Annotated in this window: 16 protein-coding genes; 13 read left to right on the forward strand and 3 right to left on the reverse strand. The window is 51.4% G+C overall.

The window, feature by feature from the left end:
* Positions 1–27 precede the first annotated feature (27 nt).
* On the forward strand, positions 28–1,263 hold the full coding sequence (locus tag AC506A_RS24030) for an argininosuccinate synthase (RefSeq protein ID WP_495463526.1): 1,236 nt from the start codon (positions 28–30) through the stop codon (positions 1,261–1,263).
* Positions 1,264–1,294: 31 nt separating this feature from the next.
* Positions 1,295–2,710 carry an argininosuccinate lyase gene (gene argH, locus AC506A_RS24035; protein WP_495463527.1) on the forward strand — a complete coding sequence of 472 codons (1,416 nt, stop codon included), beginning with the start codon at positions 1,295–1,297 and terminating at the stop codon, positions 2,708–2,710.
* 92 nt (positions 2,711–2,802) lie between these two features.
* Here argH and AC506A_RS24040 read toward each other — a convergent pair whose 3' ends face one another.
* On the reverse strand, positions 2,803–4,284 hold the full coding sequence (locus AC506A_RS24040) for a VanW family protein (RefSeq protein ID WP_495463528.1): 1,482 nt from the start codon (positions 4,282–4,284) through the stop codon (positions 2,803–2,805).
* A gap of 270 nt (positions 4,285–4,554) precedes the next feature.
* Between AC506A_RS24040 and ftsE the strand changes: the two genes are divergently transcribed.
* The 7 genes from ftsE to uvrA all read left to right on the forward strand — a co-directional run bounded on the left by ftsE (position 4,555) and on the right by uvrA (position 15,643).
* Entirely contained in the window at positions 4,555–5,241 is a 687-nt protein-coding gene (gene ftsE / locus AC506A_RS24045) for a cell division ATP-binding protein FtsE (RefSeq protein WP_495463529.1), read from the forward strand.
* Positions 5,231–6,148 (forward strand): permease-like cell division protein FtsX, encoded by a 918-nt coding sequence (gene ftsX / locus AC506A_RS24050; RefSeq protein WP_495463530.1) that lies wholly within the window; start codon positions 5,231–5,233, stop codon positions 6,146–6,148. Before ftsE ends, ftsX begins: the two co-directional genes overlap by 11 nt.
* A gap of 12 nt (positions 6,149–6,160) precedes the next feature.
* Positions 6,161–7,339: a murein hydrolase activator EnvC family protein gene (locus tag AC506A_RS24055; RefSeq protein WP_495463531.1), complete on the forward strand. Its 1,179-nt coding sequence runs from the start codon at positions 6,161–6,163 to the stop codon at positions 7,337–7,339.
* 160 nt (positions 7,340–7,499) lie between these two features.
* Entirely contained in the window at positions 7,500–8,969 is a 1,470-nt protein-coding gene (locus AC506A_RS24060) for a S41 family peptidase (RefSeq protein ID WP_495463532.1), read from the forward strand.
* A gap of 126 nt (positions 8,970–9,095) precedes the next feature.
* Positions 9,096–10,406: a PDZ domain-containing protein gene (locus AC506A_RS24065; protein ID WP_495463533.1), complete on the forward strand. Its 1,311-nt coding sequence runs from the start codon at positions 9,096–9,098 to the stop codon at positions 10,404–10,406.
* Between the two features lie 274 nt (positions 10,407–10,680).
* Positions 10,681–12,684, forward strand: coding sequence for an excinuclease ABC subunit UvrB (gene uvrB, locus AC506A_RS24070; protein WP_495463534.1), 2,004 nt, complete (start codon positions 10,681–10,683; stop codon positions 12,682–12,684).
* 70 nt (positions 12,685–12,754) lie between these two features.
* Positions 12,755–15,643: an excinuclease ABC subunit UvrA gene (gene uvrA, locus AC506A_RS24075; protein ID WP_495463535.1), complete on the forward strand. Its 2,889-nt coding sequence runs from the start codon at positions 12,755–12,757 to the stop codon at positions 15,641–15,643.
* Between the two features lie 147 nt (positions 15,644–15,790).
* On the opposite strand, the gene AC506A_RS24080 is transcribed toward uvrA, so the two are convergent.
* Positions 15,791–17,401, reverse strand: coding sequence for a nitrite/sulfite reductase (locus tag AC506A_RS24080; RefSeq protein ID WP_495463536.1), 1,611 nt, complete (start codon positions 17,399–17,401; stop codon positions 15,791–15,793).
* Between the two features lie 305 nt (positions 17,402–17,706).
* Between AC506A_RS24080 and AC506A_RS24085 the strand changes: the two genes are divergently transcribed.
* Complete coding sequence (locus AC506A_RS24085; RefSeq protein WP_495463537.1) at positions 17,707–17,922, forward strand: hypothetical protein; 216 nt, start codon at positions 17,707–17,709, stop codon at positions 17,920–17,922.
* 151 nt (positions 17,923–18,073) lie between these two features.
* Here the strand turns inward: AC506A_RS24085 and AC506A_RS24090 are convergent, their stop codons facing one another.
* Positions 18,074–19,042 (reverse strand): sugar phosphate isomerase/epimerase family protein, encoded by a 969-nt coding sequence (locus AC506A_RS24090; RefSeq protein WP_091225049.1) that lies wholly within the window; start codon positions 19,040–19,042, stop codon positions 18,074–18,076.
* A gap of 488 nt (positions 19,043–19,530) precedes the next feature.
* Here AC506A_RS24090 and AC506A_RS24095 point away from each other — a divergent pair, with 488 nt between their 5' ends.
* The 3 genes from AC506A_RS24095 to AC506A_RS24105 all read left to right on the forward strand — a co-directional run bounded on the left by AC506A_RS24095 (position 19,531) and on the right by AC506A_RS24105 (position 26,299).
* Entirely contained in the window at positions 19,531–22,074 is a 2,544-nt protein-coding gene (locus AC506A_RS24095; RefSeq protein ID WP_495463538.1) for a U32 family peptidase, read from the forward strand.
* 215 nt (positions 22,075–22,289) lie between these two features.
* Complete coding sequence (locus AC506A_RS24100; protein WP_495463539.1) at positions 22,290–24,128, forward strand: AfsR/SARP family transcriptional regulator; 1,839 nt, start codon at positions 22,290–22,292, stop codon at positions 24,126–24,128.
* A complete protein-coding gene (locus AC506A_RS24105) occupies positions 24,119–26,299 on the forward strand; it encodes an ATP-binding SpoIIE family protein phosphatase (protein WP_495463540.1) in 2,181 nt (726 codons plus the stop codon). The genes AC506A_RS24100 and AC506A_RS24105 overlap by 10 nt, the downstream gene beginning before the upstream one ends.
* Positions 26,300–26,308: the final 9 nt, after the last annotated feature.

The following is a 26,308-nucleotide window of genomic DNA, read 5'->3' on the forward strand; positions in this document are numbered from 1 at the left end:
TTCACAATAGGGAGTGTTGACTGAATCATGGCGAAGGAAAAAATCGTGCTGGCTTACTCGGGCGGTCTGGATACGTCTGTTATTCTAAAATGGCTCAAAGAAACCTACGACGCGGAAATTATCGCATTCACAGCGGATATCGGACAAAAGGATGAGCTGGATGGCTTGGAAGCGAAAGCTTTGGCGACAGGCGCGTCCAAAGTGTACATCGATGATCTGCGCGACGAGTTCGCGGAAGATTTCATTTATCCGATGTTCCAATCAGGCGCACTCTACGAAGGTCAGTACCTGCTGGGTACTTCCATCGCGCGTCCGCTGATCGCGAAACGTATGGTAGACATCGCTCGCGCTGAAGGCGCAACAGCCATTGCGCATGGCGCAACAGGCAAAGGCAACGACCAAGTGCGCTTCGAACTGACAGCTGCTGCACTTGCTCCGGACATTGACGTCATCGCGCCATGGCGCATTGAGGCTTTCCGCGAGCAGTTCCCGGGACGTGCTGAGATGATCGCATACGCGGAGAAGCATAACATTCCGGTTCAAGCGTCTGCGGCTAAGCCGTATTCGATGGACCGCAACCTGCTGCACATCAGCTTTGAGAGCGGCATGCTGGAGGATCCTTGGTTTGATCCAAGCAGCGACGAGAACAAAGGCATGTTTGTCTTGTCCGTGTCCCCTGAGGACGCACCGGATCAAGCCGAATATGTAGAGCTTACATTCGAAGCCGGCAATTGTGTCGCAGTTAATGGCGAGAACCTGAGTCCGCTGCAAGCGATGGAGAAGTTGAATGAGCTTGGCGGCAAGCACGGCATCGGCCGTGTCGATATGGTGGAGAACCGTTTCGTCGGCATGAAGAGCCGCGGTGTTTACGAGACACCGGGCGGTACGATCCTATTCGCTGCACATCGCAAAATGGAGTCGCTCACGATGGACCGCGACGTCATGCACCTGCGTGATTCCCTCATTTCCAAATATGCATCACTCGTATATAACGGCTTCTGGTTCGCGCCTGAGCGTCTTGCGCTGCAAGCGCTCGTACTTGAAAGCCAGAAAAACGTAACAGGCGTCGTTCGCCTGAAGCTGTACAAAGGCAATGTAATCGGCGCCGGCGTGAAGAGCCCAGTCAGCCTGTACAATCCGGATATCGCAACGATGGAAGCAGATCCGTCCAAAGCGTATGACCAAGGCGATGCAACCGGCTTTATCCGCCTGAACGCGCTGCGTCTGAAAGTGTCCTCTGGCGTGGAACAGAACAAGAAGTAAGGCAAGCGAAACGATAAAGGAGTGCACCTGTGTGAGTAAATTGTGGGGAGGCCGGTTTACGAAGAAAACCGACCAACTGGTTGAAGAATATACGGCATCCATTTTGTTTGATAAAGAGCTTGCGGAAGAAGATATTCAAGGCAGCCTAGCACATGTAACAATGTTAGGCAAGCAAGGCATTCTGCCTTTAGATGACGTGGAGAAAATCAAGGACGGTCTGCACCGCGTCCTGCAGCGCATCAAGCGCGGCGACATCGAATTCTCCATCGCCGATGAAGATATTCACATGAACATCGAGAAGACGCTGATCGACGATGTGGGTCCGGTTGGCGGCAAACTGCACACCGGCCGCAGCCGTAACGATCAGGTTGCGACAGATATGCATTTGTACCTGCGCAAGCGGGTCGTGGAGTTCGTTGATCTGCTGCAGAAGCTGCAAGCTGCGCTGGTGCAGCAAGCAGCGGCTAACATCGATACGATTTTGCCGGGTTATACGCATCTGCAGCGTGCACAGCCAATCCTGTTCGCGCATCATATGATGGCCTATGTTTCCATGTTCGGTCGTGATATCGAGCGTTTGCAGGACAGCTACAAACGGGTGAACACGCTGCCGCTCGGAGCGGGTGCATTGGCAGGGACGACGTTCCCGATCGATCGCCATTTCGTAGCGAGTCAGCTGAAGTTTGACCGCGTCTACGAAAACAGCTTAGATGCTGTAAGCGACCGCGACTTCATTCTGGAATTCCTGTCGCATGCGTCCATCATCATGATGCATCTCTCGCGTCTAAGCGAAGAGTTCATCCTGTGGTCGAGCACCGAGTTCCACTTTGTTGAGCTCGACGATGCCTTCTGCACAGGCAGCAGCATCATGCCGCAGAAGAAAAATCCGGACGTGCCGGAGCTTGTCCGCGGGAAAACAGGTCGTGTATATGGCAACCTGGTCGGCCTGCTGACCGTGCTTAAGTCACTGCCGCTTGCTTATAACAAGGACATGCAGGAAGACAAAGAGGGCATGTTCGATACGGTCCGCACGCTGCAAGGCGCGCTGCAATTGTTTGCCCCAATGGTGGCGACGATGAAGGTGAACAAGGACCGGATGCGTCAAGCCGTCAATCAAGACTTCTCGAACGCGACCGACATCGCCGACTTCTTGGTTGGCAAGGGTCTGCCTTTCCGTCAAGCGCATGAAGTCATCGGCAAGACCGTGTTGTACTGCATCCAGCAGGGCAAATACTTGCTGGATCTCACGCTTGATGAGTTCAAGCAGTTCTCCTCGTTGTTCGATGATCGCATCTACGAGGTGCTGCAGCCGGAGAATGTTGTGAATGCACGCAACGTTTACGGCGGCACGGCCAAGACGCAGGTAGTCGAAGCCATCGCCCGCGCGGAGCAAGAACTTGCCGCTACAGCGGAATGGATTACCGAATACGCGGAGCGCAGCCGCTAAAAGAAATAGGGCCGTAGAATTAAGCAACGTATGCTGCTTGATTCTACGGCCTTTTTTTGTGCATAGGAGGTACAAGTGGCGGCAGCAGGCACCTATTGAGCCACACCGTCCTCAAGCAACGGTGCTTCTTCCTTGCCGTTATCAGGGTGGGACTGCTCCGGAGCCACGGCATAGACAACCGGCTGTGCCCGATACGTATCCCGCGAGATACGTTTACGCGATACTTGCATACCATTTTCCAGCTTGGTGCGGTACGTCTCGACAATATAGCCGGGTTTGCCGGATGAAAGCAGATGACGTTCACCAGGCAGCACAGATGCCGACGGAACCTCTTTCACGGGTGGAACGACAGTAGCCACCGTTTTGGATTCAATCTTGTAACTCACACTTTTCGGTAAGGTGCCGAAGATCTTCACGGTCAGCTGGCGATTCTCCACCACGGTCCGGATGATGATATGCTTGCCAGTCGTGTTCTTAAACTTGAAATTGATCGCATCATCGGCATAGGTCGCATCTCGGCCCAGCGGCAAATAGGCAACAGGAAGGGAGTGATTGCGCCGCTCCACCATATCAAGGCCCGCAAACAATGCGGCATTGTACAAAGTGCTGGACACTTGGCAGATCCCGCCGCCAATGCCCGGAACGAATTCACCGTTAAGGATAACTGGCGCTTGGCGATAGCCGTATTTTTTGCTGGTAAGGGCAATGATTTTGCTGTAATCGAACACTTCCCCGGGAGCGAGCGCCATGTCGTTCAGCGTCTTAGCTGTCATCGTCACATTATAGGAACGTCCAGCGCCGCTCGTCTTAAACGCCGTTGTAAAGGAAGAGATAAGCCGTTCGACCCCTTCGTCCTTCAACCGCTGCAGCGTAATGGACGGATGGACGACGCGGAGTTCCACTGGCCAGGTCATCGGAGACAGCTTCGCTCCCCAATTGCTCCCGATCACCTTCTCAATCGAAGCTGCAGCTTTGGCAACCATTTTATCGGTATCCAGTCGATAGGCATCCTTGTGCGGGGTATAGACGACCTTGTCACTGCTCGTGATCTTCCGCGTTGCATTCACCGGCTCACCTGCGTCCAACCAGCCCCAGACGCTGCGTATTTTCCCCACGAACACCTCTTTGTCAAAACTTACCCCAATGGTCAACTTTTGCTTAAATCCCCACCGATACTTGGCTCTCGTCCACATCGTGCCGCTATTCAAGCGGTCGATAGCCGCCACGGCATCCTTAGTATCGACCTCGATACCGAGTTGTTCGAGTGTCCACGTTTTCTTTTTTACCTCACCTGTGCCGCCTTTTATCGTAATCGCAAGCTGCTCTAGTGTTTGCTTCCGCGAAGCCAGCATTTGCTTGCCTTCCTCGATGCGTAGTGAACCGATGGGAATGACGGCGTCACTCTGCAGCAGTTGTCCGGCGGAAGTTTCTGTAGGTTTCGATAGGACAACATGCACTTGTTTCGGAATCGTGTGCTGGGACGCATACATCCATAACCCGCCCCACCCTGCAGACGCGAGCAGCAGGAATGCCCCTGCCAGAATCCAGATTAGCTGCAGCCGTTTCGTGTTCATTGCTTCCTATCACCTCGGGGCCAGTATTCGTACATGTATATGCGCCGAGGGCTTCATTTCTGCCAACTGTTTGTACAATTCTCTTCGATGATCCAAGTCATTCAAGACCAAGAAACGGACGTTTGTCGAAAAATCTACGGTTTGAAGCACTAGATTCCTACTTTTCGCATCATGAGAAATATGAAAAATGCAGAAAACAGGACTTTGGTAGAGGATTTACCGCGAACATGTCGAATAGATAAAAGCTGACTACCTACAGGATGTGATATTGTGATTGAATTGCAAGATATTTGGAAGACGTACGCAGACGGCACTCATGCACTCCGCGGCGTTTCTGTTCGTATAGACCGTAATGAATTCGTTTACTTGGTTGGACCTTCCGGAGCTGGAAAATCCACCTTTATGAAACTGATCTACCGAGAGGAAATTCCAACCAAAGGCCAAATTTCCGTGAACGGCTTTAACATCGGTAAGTTGAAGCCTCGTAAGATTCCTTATGTTCGGCGGAACATCGGCGTTATTTTCCAAGATTATCGCTTGCTTCCGAAGCTGACCGTGTATGAGAACATTGCCTTCGCGATGGAGGTCATCGAAGCGCCGCGCCGAGTCATCAAGAAGCGGACGATGGAAGTGCTGGAGCTCGTTGGACTTCGCGGCAAACATGCAAGCTTGCCTCAGCAGCTGTCAGGCGGCGAACAGCAGCGGGTCGCCATCGCGCGCGCCATTGTCAATAATCCGGCCGTCATTGTGGCGGATGAGCCTACCGGTAACCTTGACCCTGAAACGTCATGGGGCATTATGAATTTGCTCGAGGAAATAAACTTCCGCGGCACAACGATCATCATGGCAACGCACAACAAAGAGATCGTGAATACGCTCCGCAAACGCGTCATCGCCATCGAGAACGGAACGGTCGTGCGTGATGAAGTGAGAGGAGAGTATGGTTATGAAAGCTAGCACCATCATCCGCCACCTTCGTGAAGGGGTGAAGAACGTGGTGCGCAACGGCTGGATGACTTTTGCCTCCGTCAGCTCCATCGTCATTTCTCTGTTTATATTAGGTGCGTTTCTATTGCTGGCAATGAACGTCAACAACTTGGCGGACCAGATTGAGAGCCAGGTACAGATTCGGGTTTATTTGCAGCTGAATACCGAGGATGTCAAGATTAACGAGCTTAAGAATGCCATCGGCAACATTCCGGAGGTTAGCAAGATCGAATTTGTATCCAAAGAGAAGGGGCTTGAATCTCTTCGTGAGAGCATCGGTGCTGATGGTGCTGAGCTGCTGGAAGGGTACGACAAGACGAACAACCCGCTGCCGGACTCCTTTACTGTAGAGGTATTCGAGCCGCAGAAGATCGCTTTTGCTGCGAAGCAGATCGAAGCGATTGGCAAAGCGGACGAGACATTGCCGATTACAAGCGTGAAGTACGGGAAAGGAACCGTCGAATCGCTGTTCAAAATAATGAACGCCGTCCGCAACATCGGACTTGTTATTGTAGCAGGACTTGGCTTAACCGCGATGTTCCTCATTTCCAACACGATTAAGATGACGATTGTGGCGCGTCGCCGCGAAATCGGCATTATGAAGCTGGTGGGGGCAACGAATAATTTTATCCGCTGGCCTTTCTTTATTGAAGGAGCACTGATCGGCATATTGGGCTCGGTTGTTACCGTTTCCTTACTGCTGCTTGGGTACTCCAGATTGGTTGAGGTGTCTCAGGTTGAGCTGGGCCTCATGATGATAAAACTTGTGACGTTGAAAGAAGCAGGCTTTAATGTGTCCGTCCTGATTATGGGCCTCGGCATTTTGATTGGCATTTGGGGAAGCACCTTGTCGGTGCGAAAGTACTTGAAAGTGTAGGTGAATGGAAACGTGAACGTGAAGAAAGGACTCGCCGTTCTAGCCATTATCGTATTTGCCGGATTTGTGTTTCAACCCTATCAAGGCGAAGCTTCCTCGCAGCTAGACAAAATCAACAGTGAGCTCGCTAAAGTGCGCAAAGAAATGAGCGCAGCTTCTCATAACCGCAATCAAGCGGACAAGGACAAGGAATATGTGCTGGCGATGAAAGAGAAGACAGCGAAGTCTGTCAGCGAAATCATGCAGCAAATCAGCGAAGTCAGCACGCAGTTGAGCACCGTGCAGGCCCAAGTGGTATCGACGGAAGAGAAGCTGCAGCAGGCCGGTGAAGACCTCGATACGGCGGAGAAACGTCTGAAGACGCGGGACAAGCTGCTGCAATCGCGCATTCGTTTGATGTATACGAATGGATTCGTATCTTATATCGATGTGATGCTCAGCGCAACAAGCTTTGGCGACTTTATTGATCGCATGGATTCATTGAAGTCGATTCTAAGCCAAGACCGTGATATTCTCGCCGACCACAAGAAAGACAAAGCACTCATCGCGCAGAAGAAGGTCGAAGTGGAGAAATCGCTCGGCGAAGTCAAGAAGATGTATGTGAAGCTTGAAGGCTTCCAAGATCTGCTCAAGGACAAAGAGAAAGAAAAAGAAGTGATGGTGCTCAAATATAAGAGCCAGGCGGAAGAGCTGGAAGAAATCAGCGAAGAGCAAGCGGATTTGCTGATTAAGCTGGCGAAGAAAGTATCCGATCTGGAATCGAAGAAGAAGAAAATCAAAGTGTACTACACCGGCGGCAAGCTCGGTATGCCGCTTCATGCCGACTGGCGTCTGTCTTCGCCGTTTGGCTATCGGACTCATCCCGTAACGGGAAGAAAGAAACTGCATGCCGGCATGGATATGGCTGCTCCGGGTGGAACGTCGATCTACGCGGCAGAGTCGGGTCTTGTCATTGTTGCGCAGTGGTGGAGCGAGTATGGCAACTGTGTCATCATTGATCATGGCGGCGGCCTGTGGACGGTTTACGGACATATTCGCAATGGCGGCATCAAAGTGGAGAAAGGTCAAACCGTGAAGCGCGGCCAGAAAATTGCGGAAGTCGGAAGCACGGGCATGTCCACAGGGAACCATTTGCATTTTGAAGTACGCAAGAATCAAGAGGCGGTTAATCCTGCACCTTATCTGAAATAAATAACGGGCGGAGCCAATGAGGCTCGTATGCTGACATGACGATGCCGTACCCAGATGCAAATAATTGGGTGCGGCTTGTCATATACTAGGGGAGATGTCAGAAGTAAGGGGAAAAACAATCTCACCATAGGCATTGGTATGCTCACGAAGGGGTGTTGACGTGCAGTTCAAAGGACGGACAGTGGCAGCGTTCATCTTGCTCACGATGGCGGCATCTACACTTGTAACCTTGACGGTTGCAGACCGCATCATTGCAATAGAGAGCGATGGAACGACAGCTAGAGCGGCGTCATCGGAATCGTCCGGACATGATGAGCTAAGCGAGAAGGAGCTTCAGAAATTAAACACGGTACTCGGTTTGATTGAGAACAAATATTTTCGCGAAGTGGATCGGACGAAGGTGCTTGACGGGGCAGTTAACGGGATGATGGAAGCGCTGGGCGATCCTTATTCGGTCTATATGAAGAAGGAAGTAGCCAAGCATTTCTCGGAATCCATTGAAGGATCGTTTACGGGAATTGGCGCAGGCGTTCAAATGAAGGATGGCAAAATCACCGTTGAATCCGCGATTAAGGATTCACCGGCAGAGCGGGCAGGCGTTCTCCCGAACGATATCTTATTATCGGTGAATGGCGAGAAACTGGACGGGCTTTCCTTGAATGATGCCGTAGCCAAAATCCGCGGACCTAAAGGGTCGAAGGTGAAATTGGTTATTCAGCGGGCTGGTTTGACGCAACCGCTGCAGCTCACGATCGTACGGGACGACATCGATTACGAAACGGTTTATGCACGCATGAGGGATGGCGGTATCGGCGTTATCGAGATTCGTCAATTCTCCCTTAATACCGGCGAACGGTTCGACGAAGAGTTAACGAAGTTGGAGAAGCAAGGGATGAAGGCGTTGATCATTGACGTGCGGGGCAATCCCGGCGGCGTTCTGCCTGTTGTCGTATCGGTAGCGCAGCCTTTCGTGCCGAAGGGCGAGCCGATCGTGCAGGTAGAGGATAAGGATGGGCATCGGGAGAAAACGGTGTCTGCCGGAAGCGGCAAGAAGTACCCGATCGCTGTACTGATGAATAAAGGCAGCGCGAGTGCGTCCGAGGTACTTGCCGGGGCGTTGAAAGAAGAGGCACATGCGACCTTGGTCGGCGAGACCTCTTTTGGCAAAGGGACGGTGCAAGTCAGTTACGATAAAGCGATGGCCGACGGAAGCTTAGTCAAAATGACCATTGCGAAGTGGCTGACGCCGCTTGGCAACTGGGTACATGAGAAAGGGCTGAAACCGGACGTCGAAGTGCTGCCGCCGGATTATTACACGGTAGCCCGGATGTCCAAAGAAGCGACATTGCAGCCGGACACGATTAATGAGAACACGCGAAGCCTTCAAATTATGCTCGCGGGTTTAGGGTATACGATCGATCGCAAAGATGGGTATTACAACCAAGCGACTGTTCTAAGCGTCAAAGCTTTTCAGAAGAAAGCGGGGCTGCCTGTTACAGGAAATGCCGATAAAGTAACGGCGGAGAAGGTAGAGGAAGCGCTCGTTGCGAAGATTCGCGATGAGAAGAACGATACCCAATTATTGAAGGCAGTCAATGTGCTGCAGCAGAAGCTAGCCAGCGGACAATAACACTAGGCAGGAAATTGCCTGGACAATGTCGAATAGAGAGAAGGTTGACTCCGTGCATTCATGCGGAGGGGCCTTCTTTTTTTTTGATCACGATGTGGTATTGGTTTGCGAGAGGGAGTGGAAGATTTGGAAGCGGCAATGGAATTGCTTCGGCAGGCGGGATCGGCGGCCATCGGACTGCTGCTATCTCCGTTTTATTATCTAGCGGTGCTCCTGATTATGCTTCAATATATGCGGCAGACAAGAATGGAGCGGAAAATGTTCCATGTCCGGCTTCATGCTTGGCCGATTCAGCTTGGAAGGACGATCGTAGCGGGACTCCTCGTTGGTGTACTGATTTCATGTATTAGTCTGTTTTTAGGTGTCTCGGTCACTACGGATGCGGTGCTTTGGATGTGGGGAACCGCCGCCGTGCTCGTGATTATCCGAGTTCGGTACTTATGCTTTGCCTATAGTGCAGGTCTGCTGGGAGTCCTGCAATGGGCGCTCGGTTGGACCGAACTTGGGGATCGAAACGACTGGATGGGCTCAGCAGCAGCCTCGCTTGCCGGCCTAGATATTCCCGGACTGCTCGCGCTGGTTGCGCTTATGCATGTGGCAGAAGCACTGCTCGTTCGGTGGCAGGGAGCGCGTTTTGCCAGCCCGCTCTTCCTTGAGGGCAAGAGAGGCAAGCTAATAGGAGGACTAGCCCTGCAGGGGTATTGGCCGGTGCCGATGCTGCTGCTTGTGCCGGCTGTTACCGGTGGGAGCGGAGATGTATCGCTGCCATGGACGCTGCTGCTCGGAGACAGCAGCCAGTGGAGCAGCGGGTTTACGATGATCGGCTTCCCGATGGTGATCGGGTTCTCGGAGCTGACACGTTCGCTGCTCCCGGCAGCGAAGGCACGCAGCGCTTCGAAGGGGCTGCTGCTCTATGGAATTGGCATTGGAGGCGTGGCTGTTGCAGCTTCCTTCTGGAGTCCGCTGACGCTAGTAGCTGCACTTTGTGCTTTACTGCTGCACGAGGCGCTCGTGGCGGTCAGTTATTTCAAAGAGGCGGCAAGCTCGCCACTGTATGTGCATAACGAGCAGGGCTTGCGTGTACTGGCCGTAATTCCGGGCACCCCTGCAGAATCAATGGGAATTCTGGTTGGAGAAGTCATTCATAAAGTGAACGGTGTTCGTATTAAGACGAAGGAAGAGCTATATGGCGCGCTTCACGTGAACTCGGCCTTCTGTAAGCTTGAAGTGCTCAATCATGAAGGCCAAATCAAGTTTGTGCAGCGTGCGCGTTACGCAGGCGAGCATCACCAGCTAGGCGTTGTGCTCGCACCGGATGACAGAGCCGACTATTATGCAGCGGCAGCGCCTGCTTCACTTCTTGATCTGCTCTGGCGCAAACGTACGGCGAAGTCGAGGCAGCGTGCGGCTTCATCTTCAACATCAGCGACACTTTAGAAATAGTTACGGTGCCTCGGCGCTGTCCATTAATGGGCGGCTGCAGGGGCCTTTTTCATTGCGAGGTAAGTCCTCCCATTCGGGACAGGAAGTCGTAACCTTTCGTTGCAACCGAACCTGTTAATCGGTATAATAAACATCATATGGGAACACATATTCTTATGTAATTGTAAACGGAATGATTTTAACGGACAATCTATTTTTTTCCTGTATATTGGGCATACAAATTAATAGGCCTTTTTCATAGAAGACGTAGGATTGGGGTGTAGGAGAAATGTTCGAGAAGCAAGGACAGGAGAAGCTCTTTGAGCTGAAATCGGATTATACGCCGCAAGGTGACCAGCCGGTTGCGATTCAACAGCTGACGGATGGAATCGAAGCGGGAGCTCATCATCAGACGCTGCTTGGTGCAACGGGCACAGGGAAGACGTATACGATTGCGAACACAATCGCCAAGCTGAATCGGCCGACTCTGGTTATCGCGCATAATAAGACGCTTGCCGCGCAGCTTTGCAGCGAGTTTAAGGAGTTTTTTCCGGATAACGCCGTCTCTTATTTCGTCAGCTATTATGATTACTATCAGCCTGAAGCCTACATCCCGTCCTCAGATACCTTTATCGAGAAGGACTCCAGCATAAACGATGAGATTGATAAGCTGCGCCACTCCGCTACGAGCTCCTTGTTCGAACGTCGTGACGTCATTATCGTAGCGAGCGTATCGTGCATTTACGGTCTCGGTTCTCCGATGGAGTACGGCAAGCTCGTGCTTAGTTTACGTGTGGGGATGGAGAAGTCTCGCGATGCGATTCTTCATAAACTCGTCGATATACAGTACCAACGCAATGATATTAACTTCATTCGAGGAACATTCCGTGTACGTGGAGACATTATCGAGATTTTCCCGGTAGCCAATAATGAACGGGCCATGCGGGTCGAATTGTTCGGGGATGAGATTGAACGCATTACGGAGATTGATGTGTTGACCGGCGAAATTGTCGGTGAACGTGATCATGTTGCGATCTTCCCAGCTTCTCACTTCGTTACTCATGAGGATACGATGAAGGTGGCTATTAAGAACATCGAGGCAGAGCTGGAAGAGCGTCTCGCCGAACTTCGCGAGCAAGGGAAGCTGCTGGAGCTGCAGCGGCTTGAGCAGCGGACGCGTTACGATCTGGAGATGATGCAGGAGATGGGCTTCTGCAGCGGGATCGAGAACTATTCCGGGCCTCTGACTTTCCGTGAGCGTGGAGCAACTCCTTATACACTGATGGACTACTTCCCGGATGATATGCTCGTCGTCATTGATGAGTCCCATGTAAGCATTCCTCAGATCCGGGCGATGTATAACGGTGACCGTGCACGTAAGGAAGTGCTGGTGGATCATGGATTCCGATTGCCGTCTGCTATGGATAACCGTCCCCTTCGTTTCGAAGAGTTTGAAAATAAAGTAAAACAAGTCATCTATGTATCAGCAACGCCGGGGCCTTACGAGCTGGAGAAATGCCCTACGATGGTGGAGCAGATTATTCGTCCGACCGGTTTGCTGGATCCGATTATCGAAGTGCGTAAGACGAAAGGTCAGATCGATGATCTTCTTATTGAAATCCGTGATCGCATTGCCAAGGACGAACGTGTTCTGGTCACAACACTGACGAAGAAGATGTCAGAGGATTTGACAGATTACATGAAGGATGTTGGCATTAAGGTCCGTTATTTGCACTCTGACATTAAGACACTGGAGCGTCTCGCGATATTGCGTGATTTACGTATCGGCGTATTTCATGTTCTGATCGGGATCAACCTGCTTCGGGAAGGCTTGGATTTGCCGGAGGTGTCTCTCGTGTCCATATTGGATGCGGATAAGGAAGGCTTCCTGCGTTCAGAACGGTCGCTTATTCAAACGATCGGTCGTGCAGCCCGTAACTCCGAAGGCCGTGTTATCATGTACGCAGATAAGATGACCGACTCGATGACAAAGGCGATTGACGAGACGAATCGCCGCCGTACGATCCAGATTGCTTATAATGAGCAGCATGGCGTCACACCTACAACAATCCGCAAGAAAGTACATGACATTATTGAAGCGACGAAGTCAGCGGATCAGAAGAACGATTTCTTGTCCGGCGTCGGCGTCGACAAGATGTCCAAGAAGGAGCGCCAGTCGCTGTTGCAGCGTTTGGAAGCCGAGATGAAGGAAGCAGCCAAGAGCTTGCAGTTCGAACGTGCGGCAGAGCTTCGCGATGCGCTGCTTGAGCTTAAAGCAGAGCTGGGCATGTAGGCGGTTTGGAGCTATAGATAGCTTACGAAGTCGAATATAGTTCGTGCTATATTCTTAGGAGGATTAAACAGTGGCCAGTGATTCTATCGTAATTAAAGGGGCGAGAGCCCATAATTTGAAGAACATCGACGTGACGATTCCACGCGATAAATTTGTAGTATTAACCGGGCTCAGCGGCTCCGGCAAATCTTCGCTTGCGTTTGATACGATCTACGCCGAAGGTCAGCGCCGATACGTCGAATCGTTGTCTGCCTATGCACGTCAGTTCCTCGGTCAAATGGAGAAGCCGGATGTGGATTCCATCGAAGGTCTTTCCCCGGCGATCTCCATCGACCAGAAGACAACGAGCCGCAACCCGCGTTCGACAGTCGGAACGGTTACGGAGATCTATGACTATTTGCGTCTTTTATTTGCACGTGTAGGGAAACCGCATTGCCCAGAGCATGGGATCGAAATTACATCCCAGACGGTGGAGCAGATGGTTGACCGGATTATGGAATATCCGGAGCGAACGAAGCTGCAGATTATGGCGCCGATCGTCTCCGGACGGAAAGGTGAGCATACCAAGCTGCTGGCTGATGTGCAGAAGCAAGGTTTTGTTCGTGTGCGCGTGAATGGCGAGCTTCGTGAACTTAGCGAGAAGATCGAGCTTGAGAAGAACAAGAAGCACAATATCGAGGTCGTGGTTGACCGGATCGTCGTCAAGAGCGACATTCAAAGCCGACTTGCCGACTCGCTCGAGACAGCAACGAAGCTGTCAGGCGGCCAGGTGCTCGTTGATGTTATGGAGAAGGAAGAACTGTTGTTCAGCTCCAATCTGGCATGCCCGGCCTGCGGATTCAGTATTGATGAGCTTGCACCGCGGATGTTCTCATTCAACAGCCCATACGGCGCTTGTCCGGATTGTGACGGACTAGGTGCCAAAATGATCGTGGATCCGGATCTCCTAGTTCCGGATGCAACCAAATCGATCGAAGAAGGTGCCTTCGAAGCATGGGCAGGCAGCACATCGAACTATTACCCGCAATTCCTTGAAGCGGTATGTGTGCACTACGGCATTCCACGGAACGTTCCGGTTAGCGAACTGTCCGCAGATCATATGAAGAAGCTATTGAACGGTACGGGCGGCGAGCGCGTACGGTTCCGTTACGAGAATGATTTCGGGCATTCCAAAGAAGCGCTCGTGCCATTCGAAGGGATTATCAACAATTTGGAGCGCCGTTACCGGGATACGGGATCTGACGGCATCCGTGAACATATCGAGCAGTACATGAGCGCTAAGCCGTGTGCAGGCTGCAAAGGCCATCGTTTGCGGAAAGAAAGTCTTGCCGTAACGATCGGCAGCCAAAATATTTCCCATGTGACTTCGCTCTCCATCGGTGATGCAGATCGTTTCTTCAATGCTCTTGAACTGTCAGAGAAGGAGAAGCTGATTGCGAACCTCATCTTGAAAGAAATCAACAGCCGTCTTGGTTTCCTTGTTAATGTCGGATTGGAGTATTTGTCCCTCAACCGTGCTGCTGGTACACTTTCCGGCGGTGAGGCGCAGCGTATTCGATTAGCTACGCAAATCGGTTCGAGTCTGATGGGCGTCCTCTATATCTTAGATGAGCCTAGTATCGGGCTGCATCAGCGCGATAACGACAAGCTCATCCAGACGTTAGAGCATATGCGCGATCTGGGTAACACGCTTATTGTCGTTGAGCATGATGAGGATACGATGCTGGCATCCGATTACATCATCGACATTGGACCGGGCGCCGGAATCCACGGCGGCCAAGTGGTCTCGATGGGAACACCTGCAGAGGTGATGGCGGACGAGCAATCACTTACAGGCGCTTATCTGAGCGGTCGTAAGTTCATTCCGGTTCCGCTGACTCGCCGCGCCACCAGCGACAAGTGGCTGGAAGTGAGAGGAGCGAAGGAGAACAATCTTCGCGGTGTGAATGCGAAGTTCCCGCTTGGCGTATTTACCGCGGTAACCGGCGTTTCCGGTTCCGGTAAGTCGACGCTCGTGAATGAAATTCTCTATAAAACACTTGCTCGTGATCTGAACAAAGCGAAGGTTCGTCCAGGTGAGCATAAAGAAATCCGGGGGCTTGAGCATATCGAGAAGGTAATCGATATCGATCAATCGCCTATCGGCCGAACCCCACGTTCGAACCCAGCTACGTATACCGGCGTGTTTGATGATATTCGCGATCTGTACGCATCGACGAATGAAGCGAAGGTACGCGGCTATAAGAAAGGCCGTTTCAGCTTCAACGTGAAAGGCGGCCGCTGTGAATCCTGCCGCGGAGATGGCATCATTAAGATTGAGATGCACTTCCTTCCCGACGTCTACGTGCCTTGTGAGATTTGCAAAGGCAAACGGTACAATCGGGAAACGCTCGATGTGAAATATAAAGGCAAGAGCATTGCGGAATTGCTGGAAATGACCATTGAGCATGCTACGGAGTTTTTCCGTAATGTACCTCGTATCCACCGGAAGCTCCAGACGCTGCTTGATGTTGGCCTTGGCTACATGAACTTAGGTCAACCGGCGACTACGCTGTCCGGAGGCGAAGCACAGCGCGTGAAGCTTGCAGCAGAGCTGTATCGCCGCAGCACAGGCAAGATGCTTTATATCCTCGATGAGCCGACAACAGGCCTGCACGTCGATGATATCGATCGTTTGTTAGTCGTCTTGCACCGTCTGGTGGAATCAGGCGAGTCGGTACTCGTCATCGAGCATAATCTCGACGTCATCAAGACCGCCGACTACCTGCTGGATCTAGGTCCGGAAGGCGGTAATGGCGGTGGTGCCATCGTAGCAACGGGTACACCGGAAGAAGTGGTTAAGGTTGCTGGATCTTACACAGGTCGCTACTTGAAGCCGATTCTGGAGCGTGACCGTGAACGTACGATTGCACAGCAGCGAAATCAAGTGCAAAGCGTTGCTGCAGGCATCGAAGAATAACGTCTAAGCGACAAACCATAAGCCCCTAAGCTACCAGTAACCAGCTGAACGAAATTCGGCAGGTCATCAGTGTAAGCTTAGGGGCTTTCTTTCATACCAGAACACAAATAACGGCCCGAAGGATTAGTTCCTTCGGGCCGTTAACAATTAGCTAGCTAAAATCTCAGTCAATTTCTCTTGGAATGCCGGTACGCCTACACGCTTCACGAAGTTGTGGAACGTTTCGCCGGAATCGCGGCCTTCTTTGTAGAATAGCAGCAGCTGTGCAAGCACGCCGCCAAGGTCGTCGCCTTTGACGCGGCCTTTCAGCGATTCGTTAAACTTAGCGCCTGGTCCAAGGATACCGCCAACCGCGATATCAAATGCATCGACCATGCCTTCAGGCGTTTTCACGAGAGCACCCTGTAGACCAATGTCTGCAATGTGTTTCTGACCGCATGCGTTCGGGCAGCCGATGAAATGGATCCGAACTTTCTCGTCCAGTTCAACTCTCTCATCGAGGTACTCGGCAACGCGGCGAGCGCGTTCTTTCGTTTCTACAACAGCCAAGTTACAGAACTCGTTACCTGTGCAAGAAACGGTTCGGCTCATGAACGGCTTCGCATTCGGAGACAGACGTTTCAGAACAGGCACTTGCAGCGCTTCTTCAACCTTATCGTCAGGAATGCCGGCAAGCATAATGTTTTGCGACATTGTTGTCCGGATGGTGCCATCACCGAACTTGTCCGCTGCATCAGCAAGCTGCTCCAGCTCATCGGAATTCGTACGTCCTACGGGTACGTTCAGTCCGATGAAGTTCAAGCCTTCTTGTTTTTGCGGGAATACGCCGTCGTAGTATACCGCGTTCCAACCGACAATCTTGCTTTCGCCCGCAGTTGGCATTTCACCGATAATCTCGGTGAGCTTCTCTTGGAACTTCTCAGGACCCCAATCCGCCATAAGGAACTTCAAGCGGGCTTGGTGACGCTTCTCACGATAGCCGAAATCACGGAAAATGGTCGTCACACCGATCGATACTTTAAGCACTTCTTCCGGACGAACGAACATATCAAGTTCTTTCGCCAAGTGCGGCTTTGCGGAGAGGCCGCCGCCGACATACACATGGAAGCCGATTACTTCTTCGCCATCGATAACCTTAGTTGCAGGCGTGAAGGCAATATCGTTAATCTCTGCGTGAGCATTGTTATAGATGTTAGAAGAAATGGACATTTTATATTTGCGAGGCAAATTGGAAAAATCACGGTTCATCAGGTAGAAATCATTCACCTGCTCAACAAGCTCACGTGTATCCATCAGCTCATCACGGTCGATACCGGCAAGCGGGTTACCGACAATCGTACGCGGGCAGTCGCCGCAAGCTTCGTAGGAGTACAAGCCAACCGCTTCAAGGCGGTTGAAGATGTCTGGCAGATCTTCGACTTTAAGCCAGTGGTACTGAATCGCTTGACGCGTCGTTACGTCGATCAGGTCGCGACCATAATCACGGCCGATGGAAGCAATTGCGCGAGCTTGTGCAGTAGTAATAATACCGGTGTTGATCCGGATACGCATCATGAAGTAGCCTTCACGGGGCTTCTGCTCGTAAACGCCGGCCCATTTGAAACGGTTCATATCGTCTTCGGGAATGGAAGCATAACCTTCCTTCGAATACTTGTCGATGATGGTGCGAATTACATCCAGACCGTCTTTTTCCATTTTAATAAACTCGAATTTATTTAATTTGGAAGGGTCATTCATCCATACGGCTTCATATGCCATTGCTTCGTTCCTCCTAGGAATGTTATGCTCGGGTTGCTCTGCTCTAAAGGGTTCGAAAATCCGACGATTTCCGTATGAAATTACTATTATGAATGGTAACATAATTCAAACCATGCGACAATGAGAAGGAATGGTACAACTATAAGAGTTACTTATAAAAGATGAAGACTCTGATTATAATAAAAAGCTCCTCAATCAAATGGTGACAAACTTGTTACGATTCTCGTTTGTGGCTTGCATCGAGCTCGTGATGAGGCTAACATAACTAATATAGGCTACGTGCGAAAATAAGGAGGTCTTCACCAATGTTTCTTGCTGAGAACGCAACAGCGACAATTGCAAAGTTCGATCCAATGGATATTATGATGCTGCTATTTACAATTGTTATTTTCATCGGCTGGGTCCGTTTGATTATGGCTCGTCCGAAGAAAAATGTGTTTGCGATCGGATTTGCAACCGTATCGTTGCTTGTATTCGCATTTGCTAACTACGTTATGATTTTCAAAGTCTGGCTGCAGTAATTCTACAGCCTGTACCGATATAAGCCGCTTCGGTTCTTGCGCAGCATGTGCAAGAGGGCCGAGCGGCTTTTTTTGTTGCCACAATGCTGCGCTGCCATTACAACAACAAAAAACTCCGGCCAAGGAAGGCCGGAGTTTCTTATTATGAAGATTAAACCCACCACATCTCGCCAAGCGGCTCTTTGATGAGGATGGATTGCAGGTTTTGAACAGCTTTCGTGAAACCTTCGTCTACGGACATCAGACCGTCTTCGTGCTCGATGCTGACCACATAGTCGTAGCCAACAAGACGTAGTGCGCTGATGATGTCAGCCCATACTTTCATATCATGGCCGTAACCAACTGTGCGGAACTGCCAAGCGCGGTCAAGCATAAGGGCATAAGACTGCATGTCCGTTACGCCGTGCTTGTTCACGTTGTTCGTGTCGATCGTTGTATCCTTCGCATGGAAGTGGTGAATCGCGCCGGCACGTCCAAGAATATGGATCGCTTGTACCGGATCGATTCCTTGCCACCACATGTGGCTTGGGTCAAGGTTAGCGCCGATTGCATCGCCGCAAGCTTCACGCAGGCGAAGCAGTGTTGCCGGGCTGTGAACGGAGAAGCCGCCGTGCAGCTCCAAACCGATTTTGACATTGTTCTCTGTAGCAAGCTTCGCGATCTCGCTCCAGTATGGGATGACTTTCTCTTCCCATTGCCATTTCAAGATGTCTTGGAAATCGTTTGGCCATGGTGCAACCGGCCAGTTCGGGTATTTCGCATCCTCATGGTCGCCAGGGCAGCCGGAGAATGTGTTTACAACAGAAACGCCAAGCTTGTTAGCAAGCACGATCGTTTTGCGGATGACAGCATCATGCTCGCTTGCGATCGCTTTCTGTGGGTGAAGCGGGTTTGCGTGGCAGCTAAGTGCGCTGATCGTCAAGCCGCGGGAAGCAATAGCATCTTTGAACGCTTTGAGTTTGCTTTCGTCAGCAAGCAGTGTGTCAGGATCGCAGTGTGCGTTGCCTGGGTAGCCGCCAGTTCCGATTTCAATTGCGTCCAAGCCTTTCGATGCGATGTAGTCCAAAGCATCTTCGAATGATTTCTGTGCGAATAGGACAGAGAATACGCCGAGTTTCATACGTGTATAGTTACCTCCCAAATGGATATGTATTGCGAATGGCTTTACCTATTATAGCATGGGCAGAAGACAAGGTTAAGATTCAACGCCTCCAATGCCAAAAAAGCATAGTAAATGGACAAAAACTAATCCTGGCTCAATGATAATCGTTTGATGAAGAGGAACGCGAATGGATACGGAATCCAACGGGCTTAATCTTGCGGAAACCAGAAATACAACTACTTTCAAGCATTACATGGAAAACAATTATAACCCGTAATGGTCTATGTGAAGCAACCGTAATGATAGATCAATTCAGATAGATCAGGCAGGTTATTCATTCGTTTAGCAGTCCGGACCATTCATTGACGTTGTTATGATGTCGCTTCCAAACGGGAATAATTAGGGAATGAGCAGCTTTCACGTAGTCGGGTCGCTTTTGTTTAGGCGAAAGCTCTGGTACACTTAAAGAAATAAGTGATTGATAGATAAGGATGGCGGAAGTCAAGATGGTAATGATCAAGCGGCAAGATGTCGAACTGCTGGCACCGGCCGGCGATTGGGATTGTATGAGGGCAGCTGTGGCAAATGGAGCCGACGCTGTTTTTTTTGGTGTAGAGAAATTCAATGCACGGGCGCGGGCGAACAATTTTCATACGGATGAGCTGCCTGAAGTTATGGCATTCCTGCATAGCTATGGCGTTAAAGGATTTCTAACGTTTAATATATTGGTGTTTGAAGAAGAGCTGAATAGTGCGAAGCAGCTGATAGAGGCGTGTATTGATGCAGGTGTTGATGCGGTTATCGTGCAGGATCTTGGACTGGTGAAGCTCATTAGAGAGCTTTCCCCGGATTTCCCGATTCATGGCTCGACTCAGATGACGATTACATCCCCGGAAGCGGTAGAGTTCACGAAGCCGTTCGATATCGAGCGCGTCGTACTTGGCCGGGAGAATAACTTAAAGCAAATCAAGACGATCGGTGAACAGGCGAAGCTGCCGATGGAAGTATTTGTACACGGAGCGCTATGCGTATCGTACTCCGGTCAGTGTCTGACCTCGGAGATGTGGGGCGGCCGTTCGGCTAACCGCGGCGAATGTGCGCAAGCCTGCCGACTTCCATATGATCTGATGGTAGATGGCGAGCAGAAGGTGATGGGCGATGTTACCTACCTGCTTTCTCCGAAGGATCTTGCAGCAGTTGAGCTGGTGCCGGAACTAATCGAAGCAGGCGTGACTTCCTTCAAAATCGAAGGACGTCTCAAAAGCCCTGAATATGTAGCCAACGTGGTGAGCAAATACCGCAAGGCGATTGATAAATATTTCGATGGGGATCGCTCTGCCCCTTCGAAGGAAGATATCCGTGAGTTGCAGCAGAGCTTCTCGCGTGGATTTACGCATGGCTTCCTGACCGGGACCAACAACAAAAAGCTCGTGGAAGGTACATTCCCCAAGAGCCGCGGCGTCTATCTGGGACGCGTGGAGCGGGTGCTTCGCGATGCTGTTGTCTGCCGAATCGAAGCGCCGCTTAAGCGCGGCGACGGGATTGTCTTCGACGCGGGAGATCCGACGAAGAAGGAAGAAGGCGGCCGCGTCTACGATTTGCGCAGACAAGGCACGAAGTTTGAAGGCGAAGCGCAAGAGGGTACGGTTATTGAATTGGTGCCGGGGCGTAACGATATCGACCTGCGCAAGGTTCATGTAGGGGATCGGGTTTGGAAAACAAATGACCCTGCGCTGGACAAGCGTCTACGTGCTTCGTACGAGACCGAGAAGCCTTACCGCGTATTCCCGCTGCATGTGAAAGTCACCGGCGGGCTCGGACAGCCGCTGCGCACGTGGTGGACGGATGTCGAGAAAGGCAACACGGTAGAGATTGCCTCCGAGCTTCTGCTTGAGCACGCGGAGAAACGTCCGATGGATCAAGCGCTGCTCGAGGAGCAGTTGGGCCGCCTTGGCGGCACAGTTTATCAGCTCGAGGCGCTTGAGGTCGACCTGCAAGGTGACCTTATCGTGCCGATGCGTGAGCTGAACCGGATGCGCCGTGAAGCGGCCGAGGCTTTGGCGGGCGAGAGACCGAAGCCGCCCGTGTACGTGAAGCGCGCCGTCGAGGTTTACGATGATGTGCGCGTCCGTGGCGAAGGCAGCGTCAGCGCCGGTGGCGAGCTTGCGGCTGCAGGCCGCGGCACTGGGGCAAAGCTGACGGTGCTCTGCCGCAGCTTGCCGCAGCTTGAAGCTGCGGTGCGCTCCGAGAAAGTCGGCATGGTTTATGCCGATTTCGAGTTTATCAAGCAGCTTCCCGCTGCGATGGAGCTTGCGCGGAGCGCGGGCAAGCCGATTGGACTGGTGACGCCGCGGATCCATATGCCGAACGAGAACGGCTACCATGCGAATATTTTGAAGCTGAAGCCTGATGCCGTTCTGGTAAGGAATACAGGTGCGCTGTATTACTATTTGCGGGCACGCGCTTCCAAGCCGAATGAGTCGTTCCCGACGTTGATCGGGGACTTCTCGCTGAATATTGCGAATCATAAAGCAGCTGATCTCTTCTTCGATGCAGGCTGCAGTCTGGTTACACCGTCCTATGATTTGAACGTACAGCAAATGTTTGATTTGCTTCGTAACAGCGATACGTCGCGTATGGAGGTCGTCATTCATCAGCATTTGCCGATGTTCCATACGGAGCACTGCGTGTATTGCACGTTCCTAAGCGAAGGAACAGATTTCACAAACTGCGGCAGACCGTGTGAAGACCGCCGGGTGTCGCTGCAGGACAGAATCGGAATGTCTCATCCGGTTCGCGTCGATGAAGGCTGCCGGAATACAGTCTATAACGCCATTGAGCAGTCGGGCGCTGAATACATCAAACAATTTGGCGATCTTGGTGTAGCTTCTTTCCGGATCGAGTTTCTGGAAGAGACCGCTGATAAAGTGGATGAGGTAATCGAGCTGTACAGCGATGCAATCGCCGGACGAATTGGCGGTACGCAAGTATGGCGCAGTTTGAAAGCCATCAATCAACTCGGTGTTACAAGAGGTCAGTTGGTAAAATAATGCGTAGAGGGGCAGCTAAGGCGGCCCCTCTTTTCTTATATAGTCTTTATTTCCTAGTCCCCCCTTACAAATTTCTTTCAATTTCGACAGTTAGGGAGGTTTTCGGGATTAGGGGGCGAATAGTAGCAGTAATTCATGTTATGTATATTTCGTGTCAGCAAGTAAGTCTTACCTGCTGAAAGTCGAGAATAAGATAGGCTTGGTGAGGATAACCAATGAAACAACCTAACAAGGTGAAGACCAACCAGGATGGTTGGCTCATGGAAGTATTGAAGGTCGAACAGACGATTCTGGATGGCCAAATGCCCGCTATTACGCAATTGTTGGCTATTCCGGCTGATATAAGAATGAAATCGCCGCTGCTGCTTCGCGCCGAATGTGAGGACGGCTTGCTTAGTGGGCGGTTAATCGAAACCAAGCAAAGGCTGGAAGCAGCCCTGCGAGGTTTTGCTGCACAAGCGGATGATTCCTCGATGCTGACGATGATGGCAATGCTGGGTCTATTGTACGAGCAGGTAGGCGATAAGCAGGAGTCAAAGCCTGTTATGGCACTGCTGGCGCAGGAGTGGGAGCGTAATCCGGAGAATTGCAGCGGTTTTGTACCGTGGGCACTTGCTCACGCAGAAGCCAATGGATCCCCTCGATACGAAAAGGCGCAGCGTCTCTTTATTATGTCCGCTGAACGCTTCAGAGAGGAATGCAAGCCGCTATGGATGGGGTTTGTGCTGCTTGATCGGCTGTTGTTTGATCCCCTCGAAAGAGAGCATCCCGATTGGCAGCTTTGGCTGCACTGGCTAAAACGTCACATGGTGAACAACACGTCAGGCGCTCTGCTGGTTCATGTGCTGACGAGCAAGGAGCCGGATTCCGATCTGTGCGCGATGCTTCCTGAACGCTATGCTTATTTGAGCAAAGCGATTCTGATGCAGCAGCCGGATGAGAATCTTCCTGCCGAACTGACAGCGGATATTGAAAGCACCATCTATGCCAGCGGAGCTCAAATCAAACGGCTGCTCCAAGAGGGGCAGGCTGCTCAAGCCGAACAATTCTATCCGAAGCTGGATCGGCTGCGGAAACTTGTCTCCACGCCGGCGATTGACCGATTTGCTGCGGAGATCAAGCAGGCGATGGCTGAACAGACGGATGTGGAAGCGCACACGATCACGTTCTTTGCGCAAGAGCAAATTAGGCAGCAGCAGTTAACCGAATTGGATCAGCAGTCGGGAGCTGTGCCGCTGAATAGAGATGAAGTACAACCGGATGTAGATCTAGAGATTTCAATTGATAAGGAGCAGGCCGCTGATACCGTGATGGCGAAATGGCGGGTACAGCTCATTGACGGGATCAACTTCAGTACGCCTGAAGGCAAGCTGGCGGAACCGATATGGAAGCGGCGGAAGGCCGGAGAATTATTCGTATATTTATTGCTTCAACCGGGCTACAAGGCAAACAGAGAGCAGGTCATTGAACGGGTTTTCGGTGAAGGCGATCCTGCCAAACGATCCAATCAGCTCTATGTCACCCTTCATGACTTACGTTCCTCGTTAAAAGAACTGGGCATGCCGGAGGATCTTGTCTATGCCAAACGCGGCGTCGTTGGCGTCTCGGAGATAACTTTTGAAGCCATTGACGTGGAAAGCTATTTGACGCTGTCACGCGTTGGCGATCAGCTCTGGATGGATGACCGCGAAGAAGCATGCCGGTTGTATGACAAGGCGCTTCCTCTCTATGGTCTGCTTGGTACGGAACTTCCATATGCGGAGTGGCTGGAGCGAATCAGGGAACAGCTCTTGGATCGGCAGACGAATATGATTAAGCGAATAGCCGGCTATTACAGTGAATTGCATGATGAGGCTAGAGTCGAACAGAGTCTGGCCGATTGGATTGCGCTGCGGCCGGAACAGGAAGAAGCTTATGAGGCGATGATCAGACTTTGCTTGCGCGGAGATCGGAGAATCGAGGCAATTGGCTGGTACCGGCGCCTAGAGCGCGTTTGCAAAGAGGAACTGGGCAGTGAACCGCTCGAAGAAGTTAGGAACCTGCTATGGAATTGAGGACGACTGAGAGCAAGAATCGGCCATCCTATGCGGGACGCTCGCTGCTTAATCGGCTGCTGATCATCTATGTGATTGCGCTGGTGCTCAGTTTGTTGATTTTGCGAGCGGAAACGATGTTGGTGTCGCACTTTGAGGCCATGTTCCCTTTTCCGTTTATCGTTAACGTGCTCGGGGCCGTCATGATAGCGGTTGTTCTGGTTTGTGCATCGGCATGGCGACTGCAGCCCGTCATCAAGAAGCTCCAAGAAGACACTTCTTCTTCCACGGAGAAGGGGATGTACAGAGACAACAGGCTGACGAATACAGCGCTTATCCGGTTGTATCGTATGCCTTATGAGCTTCTGATCAGTGTGCTGCTGCTGGGGCTGCTAATCTCAGCAAGTTTTCATTTGGCAGATATCATCAAGGTGTGGAATGATAAAGAGCAGGGCCATTACATCGATTGGCTGCAGTTAACCGGTATTATGGCGGGGGAGCAAAGTCTCATCATGACGGTGGCACTCGTTCTCTTTACCTCGGTGCGGAGACTGTTTCGTCCCTATATGATGAAGCTGCAGCCGCTTTCCGGCAGCTTTGACGGAAGGGCTTCTGTTTCGCAGCCGCTTGTTATTACCTATACTTGCACATTTCTAGTGACGATTCTAAGCTTGTTTCAGCTGGCGATTGTGACAGCGAGACCGCATGAATCGATGGAGCCTTATAAATTCGGATTGATTGCCTTATTTTATTTCGTAATCGGGTTAAGCTTGTTCAGTTATGTGACCATGCAATTTAGGCAGGAGCTTCGAGGTCTCATACGGGATATTCGGGGACTTGTTGGCGGCAATGATATTCGGCATGCCCATACAACGTCTGTTGTTCATGACGAAGCCGGCGAGCTGGCGGTTGCGTACAGCGAGTTGCAAAATCGCATTAATCGGGAATATGAATCACTGGAGCGGGAATTGAAAATGGCTTACAATGTGCAACAGAAGCTGCTTCCGCCCGGCAATTTGACGATAGGCGCTTATCACATTACAGCGCGCTGCCAGTCGTACCGAGAGGTCGGCGGGGATTTCTTTGACGTCGTGTCACTTGGCCCCAGCCGGTTTGCAGTGATGATCGGTGATGTGTCAGGCAAAGGATTGCCCGCGGCACTCATCATGTCGGCACAACTGCTGGTTTTCCGCTCTGAAATTCGGAGAAATGGCAGCCCTTCGGAGGTGCTGGCGCGAATGAATCGGCAGCTCTGTGAAGCGATGGGGGAAGAAGGCTGTGTATCCATCGGTGTAGGCGTCATAGATCTAACCAATAATAAGGTGCAATATGCCAGTGCAGGACATCTATCGCCATACATTATTGCCAAGGACGGGCAGTTCTCCGCGATTGATTGCAGTTCACTTCCAATCGGGATTGACCCTGAGGCCGTTTACGAGGAGAAGGACTTGCAGTTGAAGGACGGGGATCGATTCCTGCTGTATACGGATGGACTGATCGAGGCGATCGATCGAACAGGTAAAATGTACAGTTTTGAAGGACTTGAAGCGGAAATTGCCACCTGGGAGTCGGAAGGCGATTTGTCTGCCGTTGTGGATGAATGGCTCTCTCGCGTTGATCAGGCATGCGGACCGGGGCAAGACGATCGCACCGTGGTTGTGCTAGAACTTGCAGGCGAATATCGCAGTGCACTGGATAAACTGGATATTCCACGAGGCGATTACGGTGACGTAGCGGCTGCGTTTGATAATCCGTTTATGACGCGCGAGTGGTCCTTGCGCAGCAAGCTTGGCGAAGAGCGAATCATCGCTTTGAAGCTTGGCGATTGGATGCAAGAGAGATGGCCGGAGTCCGGGATTAAAGAGGATGTCCAGAGCGCCGTGTGCGAAGCGATGATTAATGCGATCGAGCACGGTAACAAGCTGCAGCCAAATACTTACGTTACCGTCATCGCTCAAATCGGCGGCATGCTGTCCGTTTGCCGGATTTATGATGAAGGTGGAGGCTATTATCCAAGACTCTCCCGAGATGAAGCGGAGATGCGTAAGAAGCTGGAATCAGAGGACCCTAGAGGCTGGGGACTGGTCATGATCGATTCACTGGCAGATTATTGGACAACTGGCCGAGATGAGCGTGGATTTTATACCGAGCTTTATTTTATGAGAAAATTACAGACGGCTTCTACCGGATAACAGATGACC

It is taken from the genome of Paenibacillus sp. N22P23, from assembly GCF_059383735.1.